Genomic DNA, 24,721 nt, shown 5'->3' on the forward strand with positions numbered 1-24,721 from the left:
GCGCAGTTGAGTGAGGAATAAAAATGCGTCACCGCAACGGTCTTCGCAAGCTTAACCGTACCAGCGCGCATCGTCAGGCGATGTTCCGCAACATGGCCAATTCGCTGCTGCGTCACGAAGTGATCAAGACGACCCTGCCCAAGGCCAAGGAATTGCGCCGTGTGGTCGAGCCGCTGATCACCCTGGGCAAGAAGCCCAGCCTCTCGAACCGTCGCCTGGCGTTCAACCGCCTGCGCGACCGCGACATGGTCGTCAAACTGTTCGACGAGCTGGGCCCGCGCTTCGCTGCCCGTAATGGCGGCTACCTGCGTATCCTGAAGTTCGGTTTCCGCGACGGCGACAACGCGCCGATGGCGCTGGTCGAGCTGCTGGATCGTCCGGCCGAGGGCGAGGTCGCAGCAGACGTGCAGGAAGCTGCCGCTGCGTAAGAAATCGCTTCGCGATCGCGTGTCATGGAAAATGGGCCGTTTTACGGCCCATTTTTTTTGCGCTTGGGGCGAGCTCGATTGAAGCTTGATACGGAGGTGGGGTCTTGAGTACGGTACTCGTGACGGGCGGGGCGGGATACATCGGTTCGCATAACTGCGTGGCCCTGCTGGAAGCGGGGCACGATGTCGTCGTGGTGGATAATCTGTGCAACAGCAAACCGGCGGCGCTCGAACGGGTCGAGGAGATTGCCGGCAGAAAGCTGCGCCGCTTCTATCGGGCCGACGTACGCGATGTGTCGAAGTTGATGGAGGTGTTTGCCGATCATCGCGTCGATGCGGTGATCCACTTCGCGGCGCTGAAGGCGGTGGGCGAGTCCGTGGCGCAGCCGCTGGCGTATTACGAGAACAACCTTGGCGGGCTATTTTCGCTCCTCAAGGCGATGGACGGGGCCGACGTGCGGCGGATGGTGTTCAGTTCGTCGGCGACGGTGTACGGTGATCCGGCGAGTGTGCCGATCCGCGAGAATTTTCCGACTGCGGCGACGAATCCGTACGGGCGTACGAAGCTGATGTGCGAGGAGGTGCTGCGTGACCTCGTTGCAGCCGATGCGCGCTGGAATGTCGCCTTGCTGCGCTATTTCAATCCGGTCGGGGCGCATGCCAGCGGATTGATCGGCGAGGATCCGAACGGGATCCCGAACAATCTCATGCCGTACGTGAGCCAGGTGGCGGTCGGGAGACTGAAGGAGCTGCAGGTGTTCGGCGGGGATTATGCGACTCCGGACGGGACGGGGGTCCGGGACTATATCCATGTGGTGGATCTCGCCGCCGGGCACGTTGCAGCAGTCGAGCGCATGGACGACCTGCCGGGCGTGACGTGTGTGAATCTCGGAACCGGGCGCGGGTACAGCGTGCTGGACGTCGCCCGGGCGTTCGAGCGCGCCTCGGGGCGGGAGGTGCCGTACCGTATCGTTGCGCGCCGGCCCGGTGACGTGGCGGCGTGCTGGGCGGACGCGGGTCTGGCGCACAAGGTGCTGGGGTGGCAGCCGCGGTTCGATCTGGATGTGATGTGCCGCGATGCGTGGCGGTGGCAGTCGCAGAACCCGGACGGTTATCCGGATTGATGGCTTCGGCTGCGCGCCGCAGGCGGGGCGCAGCTGGCAGTCACCACGACTTGCGCACGCGGTTGCGGTACTGGACGTCGTGCGGAAGGACCTTCTGCATTGCGTCCAGGTGGCCCGCGACAATTTCATAGGCCTTCGCGAGGGTTTCGGGTCTGAGCTGGGGCAGCTCGCTCGAGCGGGCCGTCATGCGCACGACCTGCTCGATCGCACGTTTGCGCTGCAGTTCCTCGGTGGCCTGATACACGCCCAGGCCGGCATCCAGCAGGGTCTTGAGGATCTTGACGCGACGCTCGATGCGGTCGAGGAAGACGCTCTGGACGTCGCTCGGGACTTCGGGCATGAGGTTCTCCTGAATTCTGTTGGCGGTGCTGTGCGCTGGCCGCCGTATTGTCCGGAATACTCGAAGGTGGTCCGCTTCAAATTGTAAGCGCGATTGCCTGCATTTTCCTGCATTACCCGCTCGTGGCCGGCGTGAGCATGCGTTTCAGGTAGCGGCCGGTGTGGCTGTCGGGATGCGCGGCGATGAGTTCGGGTGGGCCGCTGCACAGGATGCGGCCGCCGCGGTCGCCGCCCTCGGGGCCGAGGTCGATGAGCCAGTCGGCAGTCTTGATGACGTCGAGGTTGTGCTCGATGACGACGATGGTGTTGCCGTGGTCGCGCAGGCGGTGGAGTACGCCGAGCAGGAGCTCGATGTCGCGGAAGTGCAGGCCGGTAGTGGGTTCGTCGAGGATGTAGAGGGTGCGGCCGGTGTCGCGTTTGGACAGCTCCAGCGCGAGCTTCACGCGCTGGGCTTCGCCGCCGGAGAGCGTGGTTGCGCTCTGGCCGAGGCGGATATAGCCGAGGCCGACGTCCATCAGGGTTTCGAGCTTGCGTGCGACGGCGGGGACGGCGCGGAAGAATTCGAGGGCGTTCTCGACGGTCATGTCGAGGACTTCGTAGATGGTTCTGCCCTTGTAGCGGATTTCCAGCGTTTCGCGGTTATAGCGCTTGCCGTGGCACACGTCGCAGGGGACGTACATGTCGGGCAGGAAGTGCATTTCCACCTTGATCATGCCGTCGCCCTGACAGGCTTCGCAGCGGCCGCCCTTGACGTTGAAGGAGAAGCGACCGGGGCCGTAGCCGCGCGCACGCGCATCGGGGACGCCGGCGAAGAGTTCGCGCACCGGCGTCAGCATCCCGGTGTAGGTCGCGGGGTTGGAGCGCGGGGTGCGGCCGATGGGGCTCTGGTCGACGTTGATGACCTTGTCGAAGTGGTCAAGGCCGTGCACGGCCGCGAACGGGGCGGGCTCGGTCGTAGAGCCGTAGAGGTGTTTGGCGGCGAGGGCGTACAGCGTGTCGTTGATGAGCGTCGACTTGCCCGAGCCTGATACGCCGGTGATGCAGGTGAGGAGGCCGACGGGGAGCGTGAGTTCGACGTTCTTGAGATTGTTGCCGGTGCAGCCTTCGAGGTGCAGGTGGCGCTCCGGGTCCGGCGCGGAGCGTCGCGTCGGCACGGGAATGGTGTAGCGGCCGGCGAGGTAGGCGCCGGTGAGCGACGCCTCGCTGGCGACGATGTCGGCGGGGGTGCCGCGCGCGACGATTTCTCCGCCGTGCACGCCCGCGCCGGGGCCCATGTCCACGACGTAGTCGGCACAGCGGATCGCGTCTTCGTCGTGCTCGACGACAATCACGGTGTTGCCGAGGTCGCGCAGCTGGCGCAGCGTGCCGAGGAGGCGGTCGTTGTCGCGCTGGTGCAGGCCGATGGAGGGTTCGTCGAGGACGTACATGACGCCGGTGAGGCCGGAGCCGATCTGGCTGGCAAGGCGGATGCGCTGCGCTTCGCCGCCCGAGAGGGTGTCGGCGGAGCGGTCAAGCGAGAGGTAGTCGAGGCCGACGTTGATCAGGAAGCTCAGGCGGTCGGAGATTTCCTTGACGATCTTGGCCGCGACCAGGCCGCGGTGGCCGGTGAGGGCGAGGCCGTCGAAGAAGGCCTTGCATTCGCCCAGCGGCATGCGGCTGACTTCGTGCAGCGAGCGGTCGCCGATGAGGACGTTGCGTGCCTCGGTGCGCAGGCGGGTACCGCGGCAGCTCGGGCAGGCCTGGGTCGCCCGCAGCTTGGTGAGTTCCTCGCGCACGGCGGTGGAGTCGGTCTCGCGGAAGCGGCGCTCGAGGTTGGGGATGATGCCTTCGAAGGGGTGTTCCTTGGCGACCATGCGTCCGCCGTCGGAGAGGTAGCGGAAGGCAATCTTGTGGCGGCCGGAGCCGTGCAGGACGACCTCGCGGACCTCGTCGGGCAATTCGCCGAACGAGGTATCAATGTCGAAGCCGTAGTGGTCGGCGAGGCTCGCGAGCATCTGGAAGTAGAACTGGTTGCGCCGGTCCCAGCCGCGGATCGCGCCGGCGGCGAGCGAGAGTTCCGGGTGGGCGACGACGCGTGTGGGGTCGAAGAATTCGACCTGGCCGAGGCCGTCGCATTTGGGGCAGGCGCCGGCCGGATTGTTGAACGAGAACAGGCGCGGTTCGAGCTCGGCGAGCGCGTAGCTGCAGACGGGACAGGCGAAGCGGGCGGAGAAGAGGTGTTCGGTGCCGGTGTCCATCTCGACCGCGACGGCGCGGCCGTCGGCGTGGGTCAGCGCCGTCTCGAAGGATTCGGCGATGCGGCCGCGCTGGTCGGCGCGCACCTTGAGGCGGTCGATGACGACTTCGACGGTGTGGCGGCGGCCCTTCTCGAGCGCGGGCATCGCGTCGAGCTCCGCGATCCGGCCATCGACGCGCACGCGCACGAAGCCCTGCGCGCGCAGGTCGGAGAAGAGGTCGCTCTGTTCGCCCTTGCGGTGGGCGACGACGGGCGCGAGGATCATCAGGCGCGTGTCTTCCGGCAGCGCGAGGACGTGGTCCACCATCTGCGAGACGGTCTGCGCCTCGAGCGGGCGTTCGGGGTGGTCGGGGCAATGCGGGGTGCCGGCGCGCGCATAGAGCAGGCGCAGGTAGTCGTGGATTTCGGTGATCGTGCCGACCGTCGAGCGCGGGTTGTGGCTGGTGGCTTTCTGTTCGATCGAGATCGCCGGTGACAGGCCCTCGATGAGGTCGACGTCGGGCTTTTCCATCAGCTGCAGGAACTGGCGCGCATACGCCGACAGCGATTCGACGTAGCGCCGCTGGCCTTCCGCGTAGAGCGTGTCGAAGGCCAGCGATGACTTGCCGGAGCCGGACAGGCCGGTGATCACGGTGAGCCGGTTGCGCGGCAACTCGAGGCTGACGTTCTTGAGATTGTGGGTGCGGGCGCCGCGAATGCGGATTTCGTCCATGGGGCGGGCTGACGAAGGGTAACGTGCCACTATACGAGAGAACGCCGACGCAAGCCAAACCGGCGCGCCGCGGGTGCTAGAATCGCCGTTTTGTTCCAGCCCCGAGACCGATGGCCCGACCCGAGCACGATCCGATGACCCCCGCAGAACGCCGGGCGGGCGCGAGCCTTGCCGCGATCTTCGCGCTGCGCATGCTCGGATTGTTCCTGATCCTGCCGGTGTTCGCCGTGCACGCGCACACGCTCCCCGGGGGTGACAACCTGACCCTGGTGGGGCTGGCAATCGGTGCCTACGGGCTGACGCAGGCCTTCCTGCAGATGGCCTACGGGGCGGCGTCGGATCGTTTCGGGCGCAAGCCGGTGATCGTGTTCGGATTGGTGGTGTTCGTGATCGGGAGCGCCGTGGCGGCGCTGGCCAGCGACATCGGGACGGTGATCGCGGGGCGCGCGCTGCAGGGCGCGGGGGCGATCTCGGCGGCGGTGACGGCGCTCGCGGCGGACCTGACGCGCGACCAGCATCGCACCAAGGTGATGGCGATGATCGGTTCGAGCATCGGGCTGGTGTTCGCGCTGTCGATGGTGGCGGCGCCGCTCCTGTATGATGCGATCGGCATGAGCGGGATCTTCTGGCTGACGGCCGTGCTCGCGGCGGCGGCGATCGGCGTGGTGCTGTACGTCGTGCCGGCTGCGCCGCCGGTGCCGCGCGCACCGACCGGGCTGTTCGGCGAGGTGTTCCGCGACGGCCAGCTGATGCGCCTGAACGTCGGCGTGTTCGTGCTGCACCTGATCCAGACGGCGATGTGGGTGATGGTGCCGGCTGCGCTGGTGAGCGGGGCGAACCTGCCGCTGCCCGAGCACTGGAAGGTCTACCTGCCCGCGGTCGTGCTGTCGTTCGCGGTGATGGTGCCGGCGGTGATCGCGGCAGAGCGGCACAATCGCATGAAGCGGGTGTTCGGCGCTGCGGTCGCGTTGCTGGTGGTCGTACAGGCGGGGCTCTTCGTTTTCGGCGAGAGCGTCGTGACGCTGGGCCTGTGGCTGACGCTGTTCTTTGTCGCCTTCAACGTGCTCGAGGCGATCCTGCCGTCGTGGATCTCGAAGGTGGCGCCGGCGCATGCGAAAGGCACGGCGCTCGGCCTGTACAACACGCTGCAGTCGGCCGGACTGTTCCTCGGCGGCATGCTGGGGGGCTGGCTGGCCGAACACTTCGGCAGCGGCGCCGTGAATCTCGTGTGCGGCGTGCTCGCCATGATCTGGCTGCTGCTGGCAGCCTCTATGAATCCGCCCGCCCGCCGCGTGACGCCGGCGTCGGCGGCGCACTAACCTGAAACATCCGAGGAGAACCTCATGGCTTCGTTGAACAAAGTCATCCTGATCGGCAATCTGGGCCGCGATCCGGAAACCCGCTATGCGCCGAGCGGCGACGCGATCTGCAACATCACCGTGGCGACCACCGAGACGTGGAAGGACAAGGCGACCGGCGAGCGCAAGGAAGCGACCGAGTGGCACCGCGTGGTGTTCTTCGGCCGTCTGGCCGAGATCGCTGCGCAGTACCTGCGCAAGGGCAGCCAGATCTACGTCGAAGGGCGTCTGCAGACGCGCAAGTGGCAGGACAAGGACGGCCAGGATCGCTATACGACCGAGATCCGCGGCGACGAGATGAAGATGCTGGGTTCGCGTCAGGGCGGCGGCGGTGGCGATGCGCCGATGGGCGGTGGCTACGATGCCCCGGCTGCGGCGCCCGCGCGCCAGGCCCCGCAGCAGGCGCCGGCGCAGAAGTCGCCGAGCCAGTCGGGCGGTGGCGGCGGGTTCGGGGACTTCGACGACGACATCCCGTTCTGACGAAGAAATCTTCTCCGTTGTAGACAACGAATGCGAAGCCTCATGGCTTCGCATTTTCGTTTGTGCCGTACGCAACGGCACGTGGGGCTCCGTGCCCCGCCCGGTTGCGCGCCCTCGCGGTGCGCTCCATGCCGGCCGTGCTGACACGGACGGTTTCTGCCTCCTCCCGTTTGTCCCGTTTCTTCCGGTTCGCATCGTCCGGACGCCCTGAGCGGTGACCGGCGCGTCCGTTCGACTTCCGGACGATCATCCATTTTCAGGTCGTACGCCGCGCGCAGCGCTTCTTGTTGCGGTGCATGAGGCGCGCGGCGCTTCTCCGTCATTTCCGGGTTCATCGGTCTGCTGCGTTGCAGCGGCCGGAATCTGGCACGTCCGCTGCAACAGGTCTTGCGGGGGCCGGCAGCATCGGCGACTCGACAATCCAGGAGATGATGGAGACAAACATGGAAGTCCAACAGGCAGCATCACAAGTACAGGTGATGGGCATCGACGCCGGCGGCACGATGACCGATACCTTCTTCGTGCGCGCCGACGGTCGTTTCGTCGTCGGCAAGGCTCAGAGCAACCCCGGGGACGAATCGCTGGCGATCTTCAACTCGTCGCAGGACGCGCTGGCCCACTGGGGCCGCGAGGTCGACGACGTGTATCCCGAACTCGTCACCTGTGTGTATTCCGGCACCGCGATGCTGAACCGCATCCTGATGCGCAAGGGCCTCGACGTGGGCCTGATCTGCAACCGCGGTTTCGAGCAGATCCATTCGATGGGGCGCGCGCTGCAGAGCTACCTCGGCTACGCGCTGGAAGACCGCATCCACCTCAACACCCACCGCTACGACGAGCCGCTGGTGCCGGTGTCGCGCACCCGCGGCGTCGCCGAGCGCACCGACGTGCAGGGCAGGATCGTGATTCCGCTGCGCGAGGACGAGGTGCGTCAGGCGACCCGCGAACTGGTCGAAGCCGGCTCGCAGGCGATCGTGATCTGCCTTCTTCAGTCGCACAAGAATGAAACGAGCGAGCAGCGGGCGCGTGACCTCGTCAAGGACGAGCTGCAGAAGCTGAAGGTGGATATTCCGGTGTTCGCGTCGGTGGATTACTACCCGTCGCGCAAGGAAAGCCACCGCATGAATACGACGATCCTCGAGGCCTACGGCGCCGAGCCGTCGCGCCAGACGCTGAAGAAGGTCAGCGACCGCTTCAAGAAGCATGGCGCGAAGTTCGACCTGCGCGTGATGGCGACGCATGGCGGCACGATCTCGTGGAAGGCGAAGGAGCTCGCGCGCACCATCGTTTCCGGCCCGATCGGCGGCGTGATCGGTTCGAAACTGCTGGGCGAGTACCTGGGTGACGAGAACATCGCGTGCTCGGACATCGGCGGCACCTCGTTCGACGTGGCGCTGATCACCAAGGGCAGCTTCGCGATCAAGTCGGACCCGGACATGGCGCGGCTGGTGCTGTCGCTGCCGCTGGTGGCGATGGACTCGGTCGGTGCGGGCGCGGGCAGCTTCGTGCGCCTCGATCCGTACAGCAAGTCGATCAAGCTCGGGCCCGACAGCGCCGGCTACCGCGTCGGCACCTGCTGGCCGGAAAGCGGACTGGATACGGTGTCGGTGTCCGACTGCCACGTCGTGCTGGGTTACCTCAACCCGGACAACTTCCTTGGCGGCGCGATCAAGCTCGACGTGCAGCGTGCACGCGACCACATCAAGGCGCAGATCGCCGATCCGCTGGGGCTGTCGGTCGAGGATGCGGCGGCCGGCGTGATCGAGCTGCTGGATCTGACGCTGTCCGAGTACCTGCGCGCCAACATCAGCGCGAAGGGCTACAACCCGGCGGAGTTCACGTGCTTCTCGTACGGCGGCGCGGGGCCGGTGCATACCTACGGCTACACGGAAGGCGTCGGCTTCAAGGATGTCGTCGTGCCCGCGTGGGCGGCCGGCTTCTCGGCCTTCGGCTGCGCGTGCGCCGACTTCGAGTATCGCTACGACAAGTCGGTGGACCTCGGCGTCGCCCAGTTCGCGGCCGACGCGGACAAGGCGGCGGCCTGCGCGAGCCTGCAGGAAGCGTGGGAAGAGCTGGCGGTGAAGGTCATCGACGAGTTCGTCATCAACGGCTACAAGCCGGAAGACGTGCTGCTGATCCCCGGCTACAAGATGCAGTACATGGGCCAGCTCAACGACCTCGAGATCGTGTCGCCGGTGTCCACCGCGGCGACCGCGGCGGACTGGGACCAGATCATCGACGCCTTCGAGAACACCTACGGCCGCGTCTATGCGAACTCGGCGCGTTCGCCGGAACTGGGCTTCTCGGTCACCGGCGCGATCCTGCGCGGCATGGTGGTGACGCAGAAGCCGGTGCTGCCGGAAGACGTCGACTGCGGCCCGACGCCGCCGAAGGAGGCTTATCTCGGCACCCGTCCGTTCTACCGCCACAAGAGGTGGGTCGAGGCCGCGCTGTGGAAGATGGAATCGCTCAAGGCCGGCAACCACATCGTCGGGCCCGCGATCATCGAATCGGACGCCACGACCTTCGTCGTGCCTGACGGCTTCGAGACCACGGTCGACAAGCATCGCCTGTTCCATCTCAAAGAAGTGAAGTAACGAGGAGACCGCCATGAACATGATGACAAACAAGGAACTCGGCTTCGCCGACCTGCTGAAGAACGGCCAGACGCTGAAGCAGTTCCGCGACGGCATCATCGAGCGCACCAAGGCCAGCGGTTACTACAACGGCCAGGAGAAGCTCGAATTCCGCGACAGCGACCCGATCGGCTACGAGAAGCTGTTCTCCAAGCTGCGCGGCGGCCTGGTGCATGCCCGCGAGACCGCCAAGAAGATCGCCGCCAGCCCGATCGTGGAGCAGGAAGGCGAGCTGTGCTTCACGCTGTACAACGCCGCGGGCGACTGCGTGCTGACCTCGACCGGCATCATCATCCACGTCGGCACGATGGGCGCGGCGATCAAGTACATGATCGAGAACAATTGGGAAGGCAACCCCGGCATCAATCCCGGTGACATGTTCACGACCAACGACTGCGCGATCGGCAACGTGCACCCGTGCGACATCGCGACGATCGTGCCGATCTTCTGGGAAGGGCGGCTGATCGGCTGGGTGGGCGGCGTCACGCACGTGATCGACACCGGCGCGGTGACGCCGGGCTCGATGTCGACCGGCCAGACGCAGCGCTTCGGCGACGGCTACATGATCACCTGCCGCAAGACCGGGGTGAACGACGAGCCGCTGCGCGACTGGCTGCACGAGTCGCAGCGCTCGGTGCGCACGCCGAAGTACTGGATCCTCGACGAGAAGACCCGCATCGCCGGCTGCCACATGATCCGCGAGCTGGTCGAGGAGGTGATCCGCGCCGACGGCATCGAGGCGTACGAGAAGTTCGCCTTCGAGGTCATCGAGGAGGGCCGCCGCGGCCTGATGAGCCGCATCAAGGCGATGACGCTGCCGGGCAAGTACCGCAAGGTGTCCTTCGTCGATGTGCCGTACAAGCACGAGGACGTGCAGGTCTCCAACGCCTTCGCCAAGCTCGACTCGATCATGCACTCGCCGTGCGAGATGACGATCAAGCCGGATGGGAAGTGGAGGCTGGACTTCGAGGGCGCGAGCCGCTGGGGCTGGCACACCTTCAACGCCCACCAGGTGGCCTTCACGTCCGGCATCTGGGTGATGATGTGCCAGACCCTGGTGCCGACGCAGCGCATCAACGACGGCGCCTACTACGCCACCGAGTTCCGCCTGCCCAAGGGGACGTGGTGCAACCCGGACGACCGCCGCACCGGTCACGCCTACGCCTGGCACTTCCTCGTCTCCGGCTGGGCGGCGCTGTGGCGCGGCCTTTCGCAGTCCTACTTCAGCCGCGGCTATCTGGAAGAGGTGAACGCCGGCAACGCCAACACCTCCAACTGGCTGCAGGGCGGCGGCATCAACCAGGACGGCGAGATCCACGCCGTCAACAGCTTCGAAGCCTCGAGCTGCGGTACCGGTGCGTGCGCGGTGAAGGACGGCCTGAACCACGCCGCGGCGATCTGGAACCCGGAAGGCGACATGGGCGACATCGAGATCTGGGAGATGGCCGAGCCGCTCCTGTATCTCGGGCGCAACGTCAAGGCCAACTCCGGCGGCTACGGCAAGTATCGCGGCGGCTGCGGCTTCGAGACGCTGCGCATGGTGTGGAACGCCCAGGACTGGACGATGTTCTTCATGGGCAACGGCTTCATGAACAGCGACTGGGGAATGATGGGCGGCTACCCGTCGGCGACCGGCTATCGCTTCGAGGCGCACAAGACGGGTCTGGAGCAACGCATCGCGATCGGCGACTCGCTGCCCCTGGGCGGTGACCTCGACCCGACGCGTCCCGACTACGAGCGCCACATTGACGCGACCGCCGTGGTCAAGCGCGACAAGCAGTGCATGACCACCGAGGACTGCTACGACAACCACGACCTGTACCTGAACTACCTGCGCGGCGGCCCCGGCTTCGGCGACCCGATCGATCGCGAGCCGAAGGCGATCGAGAACGACCTGAACCAGAAGTTCCTGCTGCCGGAATACGCGCAGAAGGTCTATGGCGCGGTGTTCACGCAGGACGCGAAGGGTGTGTTCGCGGTGGATGTCGCGAAGACCGCGGCGCGGCGTGCCGAGATGCGCAAGGAGCGGCTCGCCCGCGCCCTGCCGACGCGCGAGTGGATGAAGGAGGAGCGCGAACGGATCATCAACAAGCACGCGGCCGTGCAGGTGCAGCACATGTTCGCGACGAGCTTCTCGCTGTCGGAGAAGTTCACGAAGGAGTTCAAGGCCTTCTGGAGCTTGCCGGAAAGCTGGCAGCTGCTGGAGACCGAGCTCGGCGTGCCGACCTACGGCTCCAAGCACCGCATGGACCTGTCGCTGCTGCCGGACGTCACCACCGTCGTCCAGGTCGAAGAGTAATCATCGAATCGAGGAGTTGGAAAATGTCTACCTACACCAATGAACAGGTCGCCCACCTCGTCGAAGGCTCGCTCGACTGGGAAACCACCTTCCGCATGCTGTCGATGCCCAAGGACAACAGCCGCTTCGAGCAGTACCTGAAGGCGCTGCAGGCCAAGGTCACGTTCCCGGACAAGATCGTGCTGCCGCTCGGGCCCCACCTCTACATCGTGCAGTCGGCGAAGACCAAGCAGTGGGTCACGATGTGCGACTGCGGCCACGAGTTCGGCGATTACCGCGAGAACTGGAAGTTGAACGCGGCGATCTACGTGCGCGACACCGAGGAGGCGATGACCGAGGTGTATCCCAAGCTGATGGCGCCGGATACCCAGTGGCAGGTGTACCGCGAGTACTACTGCCCGACCTGCGGCACGATGCACGACGTCGAGGCGCCGACCCCGTGGTATCCGGTGATCCACGACTTCGAGCCGGACATCGAGGCGTTCTACAAGGAATGGGTCGGCATGCCGATCCCTGAAAAGGCGGCCTGAGCCGTCCTCGCCGGGCGCTAGCCCGGCGCCTGCGGGCCGGCGCCTCCTTCGCGGGGCGCCGGCCGGGGCCCTCCGCGGGCCCGATCGAAATCCCGCATCAACCGACACCCATGTGGGGCGCGAGCCCTGCAGGGCCTCGGCTGCGCAAAAAAACGAAAGTCACGCGCCGTGCCCCGGCGTGGAGGAGAGAGTGATGCTGCGTCGATTGAGGAAATATGGAGGCGGCGCCCGCGGCGTCGTCACGTTGATGACGTCGTCCGCGCCGCTGGTGATCGTCGGCGGGCTGCTGTACGCCGGCCTGTTCGTGAAGGCCGAGGCGGTCGTGCAGAAGGTCGAGCCGCCGGCGATCGAGCGGCGCGACAGCTTCTACGCGGTCGCTGCCCCCGACGAGCGCGTGGTGTGGGCGGTCGGCTCCGGCGGCAAGATCGTGCGCAGCGAGGACGGCGGCCAGTCGTGGGTGCGCCAGGCCTCCGGCACCGACGTCAATCTGCAGGGCATCGCGGCGTGGGACGAGCAGGCGGCGATCGCGGTCGGCAACGACGGCGTGGTCGTCGTGACCGGCGATGCGGGGCGCGCCTGGACGCGCGCGGAGATCCCCGCCAGCAGCAATCCGAACAAGCTCTTCCGGGTGCGCATCGCCAACGGCACGGCCTGGGCGGTCGGTGAATTCGGCGCGCTGCTGCGCTCGGACGACCGCGGCGTGACCTGGGCGCGCGCGCTGCCCGAGAAGGACCGGGCGTGGAACGACATCGCCTTCGTCGGCGATGCAGGTTGGCTGGTGGGCGAGTTCGGCGCGCTGATGAAGAGCAGCGACGGCGGCGCGAACTGGGATCCGGTCGCCACGCCGAACAAGGTCAGCCTGATGGGCGTGGCCTTCCGCGATGCGCAGCATGGCGTCGCCGTCGGCCTGGCGGGCGCGCTGCTCGTGACGGCGGACGGCGGTGCGTCGTGGCAGCAGGTGCCGGCCTTCACGCGTGAGCACTTCTACAGCGTGATGTGGGACGAGGGGCGCTGGCTGGCGGTGGGCGACAAGGGCGTGATGGCGACCGCCCAGGCCGATGCCGGTCAGTGGCAGCTCGGCCGCGTCGCGGAAGGCGACGTGTCGTGGCGCACCCAGGTCGCACGCGCCGGTTCGCGCTATTTCCTCGCCGGCAGCAATCTCGCCGTGCTCGACGACGGCGCGCTGCGCGTCGCCGGCCACCAGCGCATGTGAGGGGGCGAGGATGAAGAACACGACATTCGGCAAGGTCGACGCGGCCTTCGCCTTCCTCATCCGCTTCCGCGCGCTGGTCGTCGTCGCGGTGGCGCTCGTGACGCTGGTGATGGGCTACCTGGCGAGCCAGATCGAGGTGAAGACCGTCTTCAGCGATCTGCTGCCGCGCAACCATCCCTACGTCGAGGTGAACCAGCGCTTCAAGCAGACCTTCGGCGGCTCGAACATGGTCAGCATCATGCTGGAGACGGAGCAGGGGGACATCTTCAACCCCGTCGTGCTCGGCAAGGTGCAGAAGCTCACCGTCGACCTGCAGCAGGTCGAGGGCGTCGATACCTACCAGATCATTTCGCTCGCGTCGAAGAAGATCAAGGAGGTGCGCGCCTCGACCGAGGGCGTGGAGTCGCGGCCGCTGATGTGGCCCGACCTGCCGCAGGGTGACGCCGAACTCGCGGCGCTGAAGGCGTCCGTGCTGAACAACCCGCTGGTCTACGGCCCCTATGTGTCGACGGACCTGAAGGCGACGCTCGTCACGCTCGACTTCAGCGACGGCAACATGAACTACACGAGGGCCTTCAACCAGCTGATGAAGCTGGCGGACGAGGCGGAGGGTGACGGCGTCCAGGTGCGCATCGTCGGCGAGCCGGTGCTCTACGGCTGGGTGAATCACTACCTGCACGAGACGCTGACGATCTTCTTCATTGCGGTGGCGGCGCTGGTCGTGCTGCTGTGCCTGATCACGCGCACCTGGCACGGCACGGTGCTGCCGTTGCTCGCCGGGCTGGTGAGCGCGGTGTGGGCGCTGGGGGCCGCGCGCCTGATGGGCTTCCACCTCGATCCGCTGGTCGTCGTCGTCGCCTTCCTGATCACCGCGCAGGCGATCTCGAACTCGGTGCAGCTCATCGCGCGCTTCGACGACGAGACGCGGCAGGGCACGCCCAGCGCCGCGGCGGCCGCAAGGGCCAGCGCGCGCAACCTGTTCAAGCCGAGCATGCTGGCGATCGTCGCCGATGCCGGCTGTGTGCTGGTCGTCGCGCTGACGCCGATCCCGCTGCTGCAGAAGATCTCCTTCATCGGCACGGTGTGGGTGCTGACGATCGCGGTGAGCGCGCTGGTCCTGACGCCGGTGATGCTGTCGTGGTTCGGCGCGCATCAGCGCTTCATCCACCCGGTGAACATCAATCCGCTGCTGATGCGCATCCTCGGGCTGTGCTCGGCGATCGTCACGACGCGCTGGCGCTACGCGGTGCTCGGGATGGCCGGTGTGGTGTTCGTCGTGTCGGGGCTGTACGCGTTCAACCTCAAGGTCGGCGACGCGAACCCCGGATCGCCGATCCTGTGGCCGGACTCGAGCTACAACCGCGACGCGGCGCAGATCAACCGCCAGTTCCAGGGCTCCGACCGGATGTTCGTCGTCGTCGCCGGCAAGGAGCCGGGGGCGCTGCGCGAGCCCGAGGTGCTCTCGAGCATGACGCGCTTCCAGAAGTACATGGAAGCGCAGCCGGAGGTCGGCGGCAGCATCTCGCTCGCGGACATCCTGCCGCAGGTGAACCGGGTGCTGCGCGAAGGCAACCCGATGTACCAGGAGCTCGGGAAGAGCGCCGACGAGAACAGCGAGCTGATGTACATGTTCGTGTCCGGCTCGGACCCGGGCGACATGGACCGCTACGCCGATGCCGACGCGAAGAACGGCGCGGTGACGCTGTTCTTCCGCGACCATCAGGGCGAGACGATCCGCACCGCGGTGGCGCGCGTGCGCGACTACGTCGAGCAGCATCCGGTGAAGAACGCCGAGTACCTGCTTGCGGGCGGCCTCGTCGGCGTGCTGGCGGCGGTGAACGAGGTGATCCTCGCCGGGCAGATCGAGGCCATCGCGCTCGCGCTGCTGGTGCTGGTGGTGTGCTGCACGATCACCTACCGCTCCACGGTCGCGGGCGTGTTCTTCATGATCCCCGTGCTGCTGTCGAACACGATCACCTTCAGCTACATGGCGTGGCAGGGCATCGGCATGAACATCAACACGCTGCCGGTGGTCGCGCTCGGCATCGGGCTGGGCGTCGATTACACCTTCTACATCGTCGATGGCATCCGCGAGAACCTGCACCGCTCGCACAACGTCGAGCGCGCGATCGTCAATGCGCTGACGGGCCCCGGCAAGGGCGTGCTGATCACGGCGATGACGCTGATCACCAGTGTCGTGCTGTGGCACTTCTCCTCCTTGCGCCTGCAGGCCGACATGGGCGTGCTGATCGCGCTGTGGCTGTTCATCTCGGCGTTCAGCGCGCTCTTCATCATGCCGGCCCTGGTCTATGTGTTCCGTCCGGAATTCATCGTCGGCAGCAAGCGCCGTCCCATCGAGCAGGCCGAGCCCGTGCTGGTCGGCTGACCCACCCCCGGCGGACGCGACGGGCAAGCTGCCGCGTCCGCCCGTGACCCCTTCAGAGCAGTGACAAAACGAAAAGGAGCGAGGAGATGAGGAGCAAGGGAGTATCGAAGATCAGGGCGTCGGTGCTGGCGGTGGCCGCCGCCCTGGCCGGGTTCGCAGGCGGGTCCGCACACGGTGCGGAGCTGACGGCGAACTATGAGGTCGCGGCTTTGCAGTCGGGCGACGCAGCCGTGAAGTCGTGGGCCGCCGACGACTTCAGTTTCAACCTGTCGGGCTATGCGCGCGGCTGGGTGTCGGTGAACCTCGAGGATCAGCCGGAGCTCAAGGCGATCGGCGAGAAGAGCAAGGGCAAGTTGTCGATGGTGCGCGGCTCGCTGCTGCTCGACGCCGACGCGAAGACCGGTGCGGTCAAGTGGAAGGCGATCGGCCGCGTCGATCGCGAATACAAGACCGACTACCTGAAGGACCTCGAGCGCCTGCGCGAAACGAACGGCACGGACCAGGGCGGCCACGCGAACAGCATCCTCGACAACTACAACCGCGGCGAGATCCGCGAGTTCTGGGCCGAGATCCCGTTGGGCGAGCGCGTCACCGTCAAGGCCGGCAAGCAGCAGCTGGTGTGGGGCGAGTCGGACTTCTTCCACGCGATGGACCTGGTGCACGGCTACGACCTGTCGTGGCGCCTGTTCTTCGAGGGCGAGAACGAGGAGTGGCGCAAGCCGCTGACGCTGATCTCGACCAAGATCCGCGTGCCCGAGGCCGACGGCATGCTGGCGGCCTACATCCGCCCCGGCGTCGACCGCTGCCAGGACATCGGCAACACCTACGATATCCAGGGCGGGCGCTGGTTCTTCCAGCCCTACCGCGGCTTCGACCTCACGGCGGTCACCGACAAGGACTGTGACCACCCGTCGGGCGACTACCGCGACGTCACGGGCGGCGTGCGCTGGTCGGGCGAGGCCTTCGGCCTGAACTACTCCTTGGCGTGGCTCACGACCTTCTCGGCCGACCCGGTCGCGAACTCGGCGTTCAGGCCCTACAAGAAGGCGCCCGAAGGCGCGGTGTTCGACCGCATCCACCCGCAGATCGACGTCTACGGCATGACCGTCAGCGGCTACAGCGCGACGCTCGACGCCGTGCTCAGCGCCGAGATGGCCTACACCAAGGATCAGCCCTACAACATCGGGACGGGCGCGTTCCTCGATCCGGTGGTGCCCGGCAACGTCGGCATCGGCCTCGGCGGCGTGAAGCTCAAGGACACGCTGACGACGATGCTGCGCATCGACAAGGACCTCGACCTGCAAGGGATCTTCGGCACGTCGCGGCCCTCGTTCTCGTCGATCCAGCTGTTCGACACGCAGGTGCTGAACTTCAAGGAGTCGGACGACCTCGTGCGTCTCTTTGCGTACGGCACGCCGCTCACCGAGCACAACACCATCCTCACCGCCTTCACGACGCTGAACTACCGCAACGACACGATCAACCCGGGTTTCGCGATCGGCTTCGACCTCAGCCACGGCGGCGGCTTCGCGATCCCCAGCCTGTCGCTGACGCTCAACGACGAATGGCTCGCGCGCATCGAGGCGGACATCTTCTGGAGCGGCAACCGTTCGAACAAGGTGGCCTTCAGCGGCCAGCGCTCGCAGCTCTTCGGCTACTTCGACAACGCCAGCCAGCTCGTTTTCCGCTTGACCCGGCAGTTCTGAAAAAAGAGGAGACACACCATGCACAAGCAACTCCGACCCGCCGCCCGTCCCTCGGTGCGGCAACTCGCGACCGGCGGCACCCTCGGCCTGATGCTCCTGCTCGGCGCCCACGGCGCGCACGCCAAGGTGCTCGAGCCCGGCTTCATCATCACCAAGGACAACCTCGCGAGCGTCAAGAACGACACCTTCGAGGGCAAGACCATAGCCAGCATGATCCCCGAGAAGCTCGAGTGGATGATCACGAACTATGGTCTGACGATCAAGATCGCGAACTCGAAGAAGATCGAGATGGACCCGAAGTACGTCGAGGCGACGAAGAAGTGGTCGAAGGAGGTCAAGTTCAATCCCGCCGACCGCACGATCAGCGGCTGGAAGGCGGGCATGCCGTTCCCGCCCGAGACGATCAAGATGGACGACCCGAACGCGGGCGACAAGGTGATCTGGAACCTGCGCGCGGCGACCTACGGGGCGACGATGGATCTGCGTGACATCGCCTGGGTGTTCCTCGACGCGAAGAAGGGCTACGAGCGCGTGCAGGCTTTCCAGTCGCGCCGCTACTACATGGAAGGGCGGCTCGACGGTGGGCCGATCTCGGTCGGCGACGGCGACATCTCGCAGAAGACCTATTTCGTCGCCCACTACCCGCAGGACATCCGCGGCCTGGGGACCTTCTCGGTGCGCTACAACCAGCCCGACTCGGCCAAGCCGGACGACTCGTACGCCTACCTGAAGTCGGTGCGGCGCACGCGGCGCCTCTCGGGCGGCGCGTGGATGGACCCGATCGGCGGCACCGACCAGCTCTACGACGACTGGGACATCTGGGACGCGTGGCCGACCAAGTACACGCAGAACAAACTCGTCGAGAAGCGCTGGGTGCTCGCGATCGCGCACAGCCCGGAGGTCAGCGTCGACACCACGCAGCCATGGAGCGAACCGCAGAAGCGCTTCCCGCGCATCAACATGGCCGAGCCGCCGTTCGCCAATCCGGCGAAGGACGTCGAGTGGGAGCCGCGCGAGGTGTACGTCGTGGAAGGCACGCCGCCCGCCGAGCATCCGTACAGCAAGAAGGTCGCGTACATCGAGGTCGATTTCCCGCGCCCCTACCTGGGCTACGCGCTCGACCGCAAGGGCGAGTTCTGGAAGATGTTCATCTTCCAGAATCGGCCTGACACGGGCGACGACGGCTACAAGGCGGTGATGCCGGTCGTCGGCCACATCATCGACGTCAAGCGCGGCCATGCGACCAACTGGTCGTCGAACATGAAATCGAATCCGAAAGGCGTGAAGGACACCGACGTGTCGCTGAACGTCCTCGAGGAAGTCGCGACCGGGACGGGTCGCTGACCGCGTCGCCGCGAGGCGCGCCGAAACCGCAGTCTCCCCTTTGGTCCGCCCCAATCACGTTCGGGGCGGACACTTTTCGCGGGGAAGGACGGCGCACATCGCGGCAGCGACATCGACCAGGGAGGACCCTGCCATGAACACCTATACCGCGACGGGCTGCGACTGGGCCGACACGCAGCTCGCACGCTTCATCCGCCGCCACGGCGACCGCGACCTCGACGCACTGCGCGAGCGCGCGGCCTGCGAGCCGGCGCGCTTCTGGGACCAGGTGCTCGACGCGATCGACCTGCGCTGGGTGACGCCGTACCGGCAGACGCTCGATCTTTCGGGCGGCGTCATGTGGCCCAAGTGGTTCGTCGGCGGGCGGCTCGACCTCGTCGACAACCTTGTCGGCAGGCACGCCCGCGCGACGCCGACGAAGATCGCGATCCGCTGGGAAGGCGACCGCGGCGAACTGCGCACGATCAGCTACGCGGAGCTCGCGGCCGAGGTCGAGCGCGTCGCCGCCGGCCTGCGCGCGCTCGGCGTAGGCGAGGGCGACCGCATCGCGCTCTACCTGCCGATGATCCCCGAGGCGGCCGTGATGATGCTCGCGGCGACGCGCATCGGCGCGATCTTCATCCCGTTCTTCTCCGGTTACGGCGCGGATTCGGTGGCACAGCGCGTGCAGGACTGCGACGCGCGGCTGCTCGTGTGCGCGAACGGCTACTACCGCCGCGGCAAGCGCGTCGACATGCTCGCGGATGCCCGCGCCGCGGTCAGGGAATGCCCCTCGCTGCGCCAGCTCATCGTCGTCGACCGTCTCGGCTCCGGCCTCAGCGCCGAGGTAGGCGGGAGGGGGGGCGCGAGCGGCGACTGCATCGAGTTCGACTTCCGGCGGCTGCCCGTGTCGGTGTCCACCTGCCCGCTGACGGCCTTTCCCGCCGAGCAGACCCTGATGCTGATCTACACCTCCGGCACCACCGGCAAGCCCAAGGGCGTCGTGCACACGCACGCCGGCTTCCCGGTGAAGGCGGCGCAGGACCTGCAGATGGCCTTCGACCTGCGCGCCGACGACACGCTGATGTGGGTCACCGACATGGGCTGGCTGATGGGGCCGTGGATGGTCTACGGCGGCCTGATGCTCGGCGCGACCCTCGTGTTCTACGAAGGCACGCCCGACTACCCCGATGCGGGCCGCCTGTGGGAGGTCGTCGAACGCCACGGCGTCACGCATTTCGGCCTGTCGCCGACGCTCGTGCGCCTGCTGATGGCGCATGAAGGCAGCATTCCGGCGCCGCACTCGATCGCGACGCTGCGGGTGTTCGGCTCGACCGGCGAGGCGTGGAACGAGGCGCCGTGGCTGTGGCTGTTCGAGCAGGTCGGCCGCTCGCGCCGGCCGATCATCAACTACTCGGGCGGCACCGAGATCGGCGGCGGCATCCTCGCGTGTTTCCCCGGCCTGTCGCAGAAGCCCGGTTCGTTCAACGGGGCCATCCCCGGCGTCGCCGCCGACGTGCTCGACGCCGAAGGCCGCCCGGTGCGCGGCAGCGTCGGCGAGCTCGCGATCAGGCAACCCTGGCCCGGCATGACCAACGGCTTCTGGCGCGACCCCGACCGCTACCGCGACGCGTACTGGTCGGTGTGGCCCGACGTGTGGGTGCATGGCGACTGGGCGCGCATTGACGAGGACGGCCACTGGTTCGTGCATGGGCGCAGCGACGACACCATCAAGGTCGCCGGCAAGCGCGTCGGGCCCGCCGATTTCGAATCGGCGCTGGTGTCGCATCCGCTGGTCGTCGAGGCGGTCGCGGTCGGCGTGCCCGACGCGATCAAGGGCGAGGCCGTCGTGTGCTTCGTCACCGTCGCGGACCGCGATCTGGCCGGTCGTCCTTGGGACGAGGTGGAAGCCGAGCTCGTCGAGCACGTCGGGCGTCAGCTCGGCAAGCCGCTGCGCCCCGCCCGCGTGCATCGCGTCGACGCGATCCCCAAGACCCGCAACGGCAAGACGGTGCGACGCGTGATGCGCGGCGCCTACCTCGGCACCGGGCTCGGCGACCTGTCCTCCATCGAGAACCCCGACGCAATCGAAGCCGTCGGCGCGCTGGGCCGGGCCCCCGCCCGGTTGCGGCCGATGCGCTGCCAACCTGATTCACACACGAGGAGAACATCATGAGCAAGCTTTACCCCGATGCGCAGGCCGCGCTGGCGGAAGTCGTGCGCGACGGCCAGACCGTCGCCGTCGGCGGCTTCGGCCTGTGCGGCATCCCCGAGATGCTGATCCACGGCCTGCGCGACGCGAAGGTCAAGGACCTGACCGTGATCAGCAACAACGCCGGCGTGGACGGCGTCGGTCTCGGCCTGCTGCTCGCGACGCGGCAGATCCGCAAGATGGTCGCGTCCTACGTCGGCGAGAACGCCGAATTCGAGCGCCAGCTCCTGTCCGGCGAGCTGGAGGTCGAGCTCACGCCGCAGGGCACGCTCGCCGAGAAGCTGCGCGCGGGCGGTGCCGGCATCCCGGCCTTCTACACCCGCACCGGCGTCGGCACGCTGGTGGCCGAAGGCAAGGAGGAGCGCGACATCGACGGCAAGCGCTACCTGCTGGAGCGCTCGCTCACCGCCGACATCGCGCTGGTGAAGGCGTGGAAGGCGGACCGCGCGGGCAACCTCGTGTATCGCAAGACCGCGCGCAACTTCAACCCGGTCGTCGCGACCGCCGGCCGCATCACCGTCGCCGAAGTCGAGGAGCTGGTCGAGAACGGCACCCTCGACCCCGACCACATCCACACCCCCGGCGTCTTCGTCCAGCGCATCGTCGTCAATCCGCGCCCGGCGAAGCACATCGAACAACGCACGACACGGCAGGAGTAAGTCATGGCCTGGACACGCAACGACATGGCGCGCCGCGCCGCGCAGGAACTGCGCAGCGGCTTCTACGTGAACCTCGGCATCGGCATGCCGACCCTGGTCGCGAACCACATCCCGCCCGGCATGGACGTGTGGCTGCAGTCTGAAAACGGCCTGCTCGGCATCGGCCCGTTCCCGACCGAATCCGAGGTCGACGCCGATCTCATCAACGCCGGCAAGCAGACCGTCACGACGCTCGCCGGCAGCAGCATCTTCAGCAGCGCCGACTCCTTCGCGATGATCCGCGGCGGCCACATCGACCTCGCGATCCTCGGCGCGATGCAGGTCAGCGAGCACGGCGACCTCGCCAACTGGATGATCCCCGGCAAGCTCGTGAAGGGCATGGGCGGCGCGATGGACCTCGTCGCCGGCGTGCGGCGCGTGATCGTGATGATGGAGCACTGCAGCAAGGACGGCGCGCCGAAGATCCTGCGCCACTGCGAGCTGCCGCTCACCGGCGTCGGCGTCGTGAACCGCATCATCACCGACCTGTGCGTGCTCGACGTCACCCCGACCGGCCTGCGCCTCGTCGAAACCGCGCCGGGCGTCGATGTCGGCGACGTCCTCGCCTGCACCGGCGCACCGATCGAACCCGGCGAGCTCATGCCCGCCTGATCCGTCCGGCCGACCGTACGATTTTCGAACGCCGTTCGGACGGAAGCGTCCGGAAATCGTACGGTCGCCCCTCGCGGAAGGCCACCGCGGCGAGCAGGGCTGCGCGAAGGGCGTTGGGCCATTTCCCCCGCGAAAGGGTTCCGCGGCGCGAGCGAAAAACAGTTTAAGCAAATCCTGTTTCTGGCATCTCCTTTGCTATGATTTCTAGACGCGAGCACCTCGTTGCACGCGCTTTCGCCGGAGACTTCACGCACCGCAAAACACACACAACGCGCTTTCGCCTGCAGAACTTACAGGACCCGGTCCAACTGGCCGCGCACGACGCGGCTCGCGGCGGAGAGCGCTTACCGGAGGAGAGACTTGATGACACGGGTGCCCGAAGGGCAGATGTTTTCCGACCCGGGTAGCGACGCCGCCGTGATGGCAGCGTGGGAGCGCTTTCTCGACGGCGAGAGCCGTCCGTCCGATTCCTTGCGCACGCTCGTCGACCGTTCGTGGCAGCGTTGCCAGCAGCACAACGTCGATCCCGACAAGCGCAGCGCACCGCCTCCGGTCGAAGAGTCGATGCTGGCTTCGATGAAGGAACACCACGGCGAGCTGTTGCTGGCCAGCGCCCCGATCATGGCCTGTGCGCGCGATTTCCTCGCCGAAACCGGCACCGTGATGGCGCTGGCCGACACGAGCTGCACGATCCTGACGATGGAGGGCGACAATCCGACCATCGGGACCGCCGAGAGCATCCACCTGCTGCCGGGGGTCTCGTGGAGCGAACGCATCTGCGGCACGAACGCGATCGGCACCGCGCTGGCAGTCGGTGAACCGGTGCAGATCCACTCCGCCGAGCACTATTGCGCGGGAATCAAGCGCTGGACCTGTTCGGCGACGGTGATCCGCCACCCGCACGACGGCGAGATCATCGGCGTGGTCGACGTCTCCGGCCTGTCCGAAACCTACAACCGCCAGAGCCTGGCGCTGGTCGTCACGACCGCGAGCCGCATCGAGAACAAGATCGCGATGCGCGAGATGGAGCGGCGCTACCACCTCCTCGAAGCCTCGCTGCAGCGCTGGACCAACGGCACCGACGGCCTCGTGCTGTTCGACCGCCGCGGCTATCCGGTGCGCGCCAACGAGATCGCGCAGGCGGCGATGACCGCGCTCGGTGCCGACCTCGACCTATCCGCGCCGCGCCGCATCATGGCGTTGGCGGTCGGCGACAACGGCGAACTCGTGCGCACGCCGGCGCTTCCCGTTTGGCTGCAGCCCGACTGGCTGGAGCCGGTATATGGCGCACAGGGGCAGCGCCTCGGCACCCTGCTCGTGCTGCCGCTGCCGCGCATCGGGCGCGCCATCTCCGGGGAAGGCGCACGCCGCCTCGCCCGCGAGTCGGCGGTGGCCGCGAACGACATGCCCTCCGGTTTCACCGCCATCATCACCGGCGACCCCGCGCTGCGCGAAGCCGTGCGCAAGGCCGACCAGCTCGCGCGCTCCAAGGTGCCGGTGCTGCTGCTGGGCGAGACGGGTGTCGGCAAGGAGGAGTTCGCCCAGGGCCTGCACAAGGCCAGCCCCTTCCGCGACGGCCCCTACGTCGCGCTGAACTGCGGCGGCCTGTCGCGCGAGCTCCTCGCCAGCGAGCTTTTCGGCTATGTCGACGGTGCCTTCACCGGCGCGCGGCGCGGCGGCATGGTCGGCAAGATCGAGGCGGCCAACGGCGGCACGCTGTTCCTCGACGAGATCGGCGAGATGCCGCTCGACCTGCAGCCGCATCTGCTGCGCGTGCTCGAGCAGAGCGAGATCTACCGCCTGGGCGAGAACGTGCCGCGCAAGGTCAGCTTCCGCCTCATCGCCGCGACCCACCGCGACCTGCGCAAGGAAGTCGCCGATGGCCGCTTCCGCATGGACTTCTTCTACCGCGTCGCGGTGACCTCGATCCGCATCCCGCCGCTGCGCGATCGCGTCGGCGACGTGCGCGAACTCGCCCGGCACTTCGTCGAGCGCTTCTCGAAACAGCACGAGCTCGGTCCGCGCCGTTTCGACGACGAGCTCCTCGCCCGGCTCGAGGGCTACAACTGGCCGGGCAACGTGCGCGAACTGAGGAACGTCGTCGAGAGCGTGCTGCTGATGAGCGACGGCGAGTGCGTCGGTATCGACGCGCTGCCGCCGGAGCTGCTCGGCATGGCCGATCCCCCGGTCAGCGCGCCGGTCGCGACCGCGCTCGGCGCGCTCGCGACCAAGGTGCCGGTGGGCAGCATCGCGGAGAGCGAGGCGGAGCTGATCCGCCGCGCGATCGCCGCCACCCACGGCAACCTCACGCGCGCCGCGCGCGAGCTCGACATCGCGAAGAGCACGCTGTACCAGAAGGTGAAGCTGTACGGCCTGGAGCACGACATCGGACGGGGGCGCGCCGGCTGAAGGCGTAATCAGAACCTGCG

At 67.1% G+C, this 24,721-nt stretch carries 17 protein-coding genes; 15 read left to right on the forward strand and 2 right to left on the reverse strand.

Features of this window, described 5'->3' with window-relative positions; translation table 11 throughout:
• Positions 1 to 23: 23 nt before the first annotated feature.
• The gene (gene rplQ / locus GPA27_RS04000) at positions 24 to 428 is read left to right on the forward strand and encodes a 50S ribosomal protein L17 (protein ID WP_050417513.1); all 405 of its coding nucleotides are present in this window, start codon (positions 24 to 26) and stop codon (positions 426 to 428) included.
• Positions 429 to 532: 104 nt separating this feature from the next.
• Entirely contained in the window at positions 533 to 1,552 is a 1,020-nt protein-coding gene (galE, locus tag GPA27_RS04005; protein WP_169138039.1) for a UDP-glucose 4-epimerase GalE, read from the forward strand.
• Positions 1,553 to 1,592: 40 nt separating this feature from the next.
• Here galE and GPA27_RS04010 read toward each other — a convergent pair whose 3' ends face one another.
• Both GPA27_RS04010 and uvrA read right to left on the reverse strand, forming a co-directional pair.
• Positions 1,593 to 1,892 carry a hypothetical protein gene (locus tag GPA27_RS04010; RefSeq protein WP_169138041.1) on the reverse strand — a complete coding sequence of 100 codons (300 nt, stop codon included), beginning with the start codon at positions 1,890 to 1,892 and terminating at the stop codon, positions 1,593 to 1,595.
• Between the two features lie 112 nt (positions 1,893 to 2,004).
• Positions 2,005 to 4,839 (reverse strand): excinuclease ABC subunit UvrA, encoded by a 2,835-nt coding sequence (uvrA, locus tag GPA27_RS04015; RefSeq protein ID WP_169138043.1) that lies wholly within the window; start codon positions 4,837 to 4,839, stop codon positions 2,005 to 2,007.
• Positions 4,840 to 4,973: 134 nt separating this feature from the next.
• Here uvrA and GPA27_RS04020 point away from each other — a divergent pair, with 134 nt between their 5' ends.
• From GPA27_RS04020 to GPA27_RS04080, 13 genes are all read left to right on the forward strand, one after another.
• Positions 4,974 to 6,158, forward strand: a complete 1,185-nt coding sequence (locus GPA27_RS04020) for an MFS transporter (protein ID WP_169138045.1) — start codon at positions 4,974 to 4,976, stop codon at positions 6,156 to 6,158.
• A gap of 24 nt (positions 6,159 to 6,182) precedes the next feature.
• Positions 6,183 to 6,677: a single-stranded DNA-binding protein gene (gene ssb / locus GPA27_RS04025; RefSeq protein WP_169138047.1), complete on the forward strand. Its 495-nt coding sequence runs from the start codon at positions 6,183 to 6,185 to the stop codon at positions 6,675 to 6,677.
• 443 nt (positions 6,678 to 7,120) lie between these two features.
• Entirely contained in the window at positions 7,121 to 9,274 is a 2,154-nt protein-coding gene (locus GPA27_RS04030; protein ID WP_169138049.1) for a hydantoinase/oxoprolinase family protein, read from the forward strand.
• A gap of 13 nt (positions 9,275 to 9,287) precedes the next feature.
• The gene (locus tag GPA27_RS04035; RefSeq protein ID WP_169138051.1) at positions 9,288 to 11,612 is read left to right on the forward strand and encodes a hydantoinase B/oxoprolinase family protein; all 2,325 of its coding nucleotides are present in this window, start codon (positions 9,288 to 9,290) and stop codon (positions 11,610 to 11,612) included.
• Between the two features lie 23 nt (positions 11,613 to 11,635).
• Positions 11,636 to 12,142 (forward strand): acetone carboxylase subunit gamma, encoded by a 507-nt coding sequence (locus tag GPA27_RS04040; protein WP_050417506.1) that lies wholly within the window; start codon positions 11,636 to 11,638, stop codon positions 12,140 to 12,142.
• Between the two features lie 193 nt (positions 12,143 to 12,335).
• Positions 12,336 to 13,355: a WD40/YVTN/BNR-like repeat-containing protein gene (locus GPA27_RS04045; RefSeq protein WP_169138053.1), complete on the forward strand. Its 1,020-nt coding sequence runs from the start codon at positions 12,336 to 12,338 to the stop codon at positions 13,353 to 13,355.
• Positions 13,356 to 13,365: 10 nt separating this feature from the next.
• Positions 13,366 to 15,741 carry an efflux RND transporter permease subunit gene (locus GPA27_RS04050; protein ID WP_169138055.1) on the forward strand — a complete coding sequence of 792 codons (2,376 nt, stop codon included), beginning with the start codon at positions 13,366 to 13,368 and terminating at the stop codon, positions 15,739 to 15,741.
• 86 nt (positions 15,742 to 15,827) lie between these two features.
• Positions 15,828 to 17,447 carry a DUF1302 family protein gene (locus GPA27_RS04055; RefSeq protein ID WP_169138057.1) on the forward strand — a complete coding sequence of 540 codons (1,620 nt, stop codon included), beginning with the start codon at positions 15,828 to 15,830 and terminating at the stop codon, positions 17,445 to 17,447.
• 18 nt (positions 17,448 to 17,465) lie between these two features.
• The gene (locus GPA27_RS04060; protein ID WP_169138058.1) at positions 17,466 to 18,791 is read left to right on the forward strand and encodes a DUF1329 domain-containing protein; all 1,326 of its coding nucleotides are present in this window, start codon (positions 17,466 to 17,468) and stop codon (positions 18,789 to 18,791) included.
• A gap of 133 nt (positions 18,792 to 18,924) precedes the next feature.
• On the forward strand, positions 18,925 to 20,946 hold the full coding sequence (locus GPA27_RS04065; RefSeq protein WP_169138060.1) for an AMP-binding protein: 2,022 nt from the start codon (positions 18,925 to 18,927) through the stop codon (positions 20,944 to 20,946).
• Positions 20,943 to 21,641, forward strand: coding sequence for a CoA transferase subunit A (locus tag GPA27_RS04070; protein ID WP_169138062.1), 699 nt, complete (start codon positions 20,943 to 20,945; stop codon positions 21,639 to 21,641). The genes GPA27_RS04065 and GPA27_RS04070 overlap by 4 nt, the downstream gene beginning before the upstream one ends.
• A gap of 3 nt (positions 21,642 to 21,644) precedes the next feature.
• Positions 21,645 to 22,292, forward strand: a complete 648-nt coding sequence (locus tag GPA27_RS04075) for a CoA transferase subunit B (protein WP_169138064.1) — start codon at positions 21,645 to 21,647, stop codon at positions 22,290 to 22,292.
• A gap of 363 nt (positions 22,293 to 22,655) precedes the next feature.
• Positions 22,656 to 24,701, forward strand: a complete 2,046-nt coding sequence (locus tag GPA27_RS04080) for a sigma-54-dependent Fis family transcriptional regulator (protein ID WP_169138066.1) — start codon at positions 22,656 to 22,658, stop codon at positions 24,699 to 24,701.
• The last annotated feature ends 20 nt before the right edge of the window (positions 24,702 to 24,721 follow it).

This window comes from Aromatoleum toluolicum (assembly GCF_012911005.2).
GTDB lineage: Bacteria > Pseudomonadota > Gammaproteobacteria > Burkholderiales > Rhodocyclaceae > Aromatoleum > Aromatoleum toluolicum.